General features: G+C 69.2%; 4 protein-coding genes. 2 read left to right on the top strand and 2 right to left on the bottom strand.

Going from position 1 to position 3,261, the window contains the following annotated elements; all coding sequences use genetic code 11:
* Window positions 1–163 (bottom strand): pilus assembly FimT family protein (locus VF697_RS43615; protein ID WP_414641389.1); only part of this gene is annotated, 163 nt, incomplete at its 3' end.
* A 258-nt stretch (window positions 164–421) separates the two neighbouring features.
* On the opposite strand from VF697_RS43615, the gene prmA reads away from it, so the two are divergent.
* Both prmA and VF697_RS34620 read left to right on the top strand, forming a co-directional pair.
* Window positions 422–1,288, top strand: a complete 867-nt coding sequence (gene prmA, locus VF697_RS34625) for a 50S ribosomal protein L11 methyltransferase (RefSeq protein WP_331101789.1) — start codon at window positions 422–424, stop codon at window positions 1,286–1,288.
* 98 nt (window positions 1,289–1,386) lie between these two features.
* Window positions 1,387–1,875, top strand: coding sequence for a DUF962 domain-containing protein (locus tag VF697_RS34620; RefSeq protein ID WP_331101788.1), 489 nt, complete (start codon window positions 1,387–1,389; stop codon window positions 1,873–1,875).
* A gap of 1 nt (window position 1,876) precedes the next feature.
* Here the strand turns inward: VF697_RS34620 and VF697_RS34615 are convergent, their stop codons facing one another.
* Entirely contained in the window at window positions 1,877–3,187 is a 1,311-nt protein-coding gene (locus VF697_RS34615) for an adenylate/guanylate cyclase domain-containing protein (RefSeq protein ID WP_331101786.1), read from the bottom strand.
* Window positions 3,188–3,261 lie beyond the last annotated feature (74 nt).

The raw sequence follows: 3,261 nt of genomic DNA, 5'->3' as shown, positions 1-3,261 counted from the left end.
TGGACAGCGTGGCGGCGAACTCGAGCGCGCCACCCGTCAGTCGCGTGCGCTGCGGCAACACCTCCAGCGCGGCGTAGGAGAGGGCGGCGAGGATGGCGACAATGCCCACGGCGGTCGACATTTCCACCAGGGAGAAGCCGGCATTGCGAGGGGTACGCTTCATAGGGAATCCATCGTGCGTGGGCGCCCCCCGCTCACAGCCACCAACCCTCCCGCGGGCGCACGAAAACGGGTCTGTCTCCAACCCCAACCAAGGGTCTTCCGCCGGCCAGCTTACCGCAAATTCCAACAGGGGATCATTGCATCCCCACTCACTCGCGGGGCAGGCAACGGAGCGGGCGCGTTCCCTCGGAAATTTCTTTTCCCGCTGCAGCCAGCCCGGCATCTTCCGGCGAGCCACGCGAGATGCGAGAAGGGCGACATGACCGGGACGTATCAGACACTGACGGTGGATCTGCCGGAGGCGGAGGCGGAGGCCGCGCAGGACCTGCTGCACGAGGTGGGGGCGATGGGACTGGAAGTGCGGGACCGCGAGGGTCCCCTCATGCCCGGGGTGCGCGCCCCCTCGGCGGGAGAGGCCATCGTCGTGGCCTACTTCGAGGACGCGGACACGGCCGAGGCCGCTCGCGCCGAGCTCGCCGAGGCCTTCCCCTCCGCGCGCCTGCAGCTCGAGGAGCAGCAGCAGCAGGACTGGAGCAATGCCTGGAAGGCGCTCATCAAGTCCGTGCAGGTCGGCCGGCTCTGGGTGGGTCCGCCCTGGGATGTCCAGAATGCACCAGCCGACAAGGTGCGCCTCGTCATCGAGCCGAAGATGGCCTTCGGCACGGGGGACCATCCCACCACCTCCCTGTGTCTGGGTGCGGTGGATGCCTATATGGCCACACATCCCGGAGCGAGTGTGCTGGATGTGGGGACGGGGACGGGCGTGCTGGCCATCGCCGCCAAGAGGCTGGGGGCGGGCCGGGTGGTGGGCACGGACAACGACCCCATCTCGGTGGAGCTGGCGCGGGAGAACGCGGAGATCAACGGCACGCCGGACCTGGAGCTGTCGGGCAAGGAGCTGACCTCGGTGGAGGGCACCTTCGACCTGGTGGTGGCCAACATCCTGGCCAACACGCTCATCGAGCTGGCGCCGCTCATCGTCCCCAAGGTGAAGGACCGGCTGCTGATGGCGGGCGTGCTCGCGCACCAGAAGGCCGACGTGGAAGCCGCGTACGTGAAGCTCGGACTGGTGCCAGAGCCGGGCGCGCAGCAGGGCGAGTGGGTGCGGTTGGACATGCACCGGTGAGCCCCCGAGCGCGAGCCACCGGACTGCATGCGTCCGGGAAGCTCGCCTGTTGACCCCAGGTTGCCTAGCATCCGGTCCGACGAGGAAGGACTTACCCCATGCTGAAGCCCCAGACCCAGGCGCTGTTCGACGAGTACATCACGGCCCACCAACACCCCACCAACCGCCTCACCCACAAGGTGGCCATCCCCCTCATCGTCCTGCACATCGTCGCCATGCTGGACTGGGTGCGGCTGGTGCCCGTCCCCTTCCTACCCGGTGGCTCGCTCACCCTCGCCTTCGTGGCCTGGGCGCTCGCCTCCATCTGGTACCTGCGCGCCGACACGAAGCTGGGCCTCATCGTCTCCGTCGCCACCGCGCTCTGCATCCCGCTCGGACGCCTGCTGCCCGTCTGGACCGTCGTGGCCATCGCCCTCGTCGGGTGGCTCGTCCAGCTCGCCGGTCACGCCGTCTGGGAGAAGAAGTCTCCGTCCTTCTTCACCAACCTCATCCACGCCCTCGTCGGGCCCCTGTTCTTCGTCGCCCTGCTCACCGGCGACTACAAGCTCGGGGCCCCGGCGCAGGGCGCTGCGCAGGTCGCGAAGTAGGTCAGCTGGCGGTCCTCGCCAGCACGGGCCGGGGCGCCTCCTGCTCCGAGGCGGGCGCACGGCCCATCAGCGAGTACACCACCACCGCCTCGCGGCGCCCCTTCACCCGCTCCTCGGAGATGCGCTCGCCCAGGAACCGGCCCCCGCCCGCCTTCCAGGTGCTCTCGCTCACCAGGATGTCCACACCGAGGCCCTTCGTCAGGCCCTCCACGCGCGACGTCAGGTTCACCGCGTCCCCGATGATGGTGTACTCGTGCTGCTCGGCTCCGCCCAGCATCCCCGCCGCCACCACCCCGGTGTGCAGCCCGATGCCGATGCGCAACGGCGGCTCCCCGCGCTGCGCCCTCCAGGCATTGAGCTCCACGAGCTTCGTCCGCATGTCGAGCGCCGCCTGCATCGCGTTGCGCGCGTGATGCGCGTCCCCGTCCGGCACGCCCCAGCACGCCAGCATCCCGTCCCCGAGGAACTTGTTCACGATGCCCCCGTGCCCCATGACGATCTGCCCCATGTGCCCGAAGTAGTCGTCCAGCAGCGCCAGCACCGCCCGCGGCGGGAGCGTCTCGCTCAAGGAGGTGAAGTCCCGGATGTCGCTGAAGAGGATCGTCACCTCGCGCTGCACCGGCTCCAGCGTCCCGTCTCCCGTCTCCAGCACCCGCTCCACCACCTGCCTCGGCAGGAAGCGCGAGAGGTTGTCGCGCCGCCGCAGCCCCAGGAACATGCTGCTCACCGCCGTGTTCGCCCACCCGATGAGCAGCCCGAGCGCGATGTAGCAGCCGAGCACGAAGCTCACCCGGGAGAAGGAGAACTCGCCCATCGTCCAGTTCACCCAGGCGAACGTCGCCGAGGCCATCCCCGTGGACAGCACCACGTGCAGCCAGCTGTAGCGCGCCACCGAGAAGGCGAGCACCACCGCGCAGCTCGCCGCCAGCATCTGCGGGCTGAAGCTCCCCGTGGTGACGACGGCCCGCCACGTCATGAAGCCGAAGAAGCCAAAGTCCAGGAGCATGGAGAACACCGGCCGCCACCGCACATGGCTCAGGTTCGGCTTCTGGCGACGCAGGAACGCCACCAGGAAGAGGGTGTAGCCCGTGTAGATCAGCACGGCCCCCATGCGCGGTGGATCCCTCGGCTGCAGCTCGTGGGACATGCGGGCGATGACGCCCTGACTCAGCATCACCATCACCACCAACGCGAGCCGCACCCAGGCCACCACGCGCTCGCCGCGCAGCGCGCTCTCGGCGAGCACCTGCTCCTGGTTCGCCCGCGATACCTCGAACCGCGCGATGGTGCTCTCACTGCCGCGACGGGCCATGACGGCCTCCTTCCCTCGTCCTCATGAGAACTGGAGCCGGCGCGGCGGCTGCGCGAGGCCATGTGGGCGCACCC

The organism is Archangium sp. (genome assembly GCF_036388035.1).
Taxonomy (GTDB): domain Bacteria; phylum Myxococcota; class Myxococcia; order Myxococcales; family Myxococcaceae; genus Archangium.
This window is presented reverse-complemented; position numbering and strand designations above follow the sequence as displayed.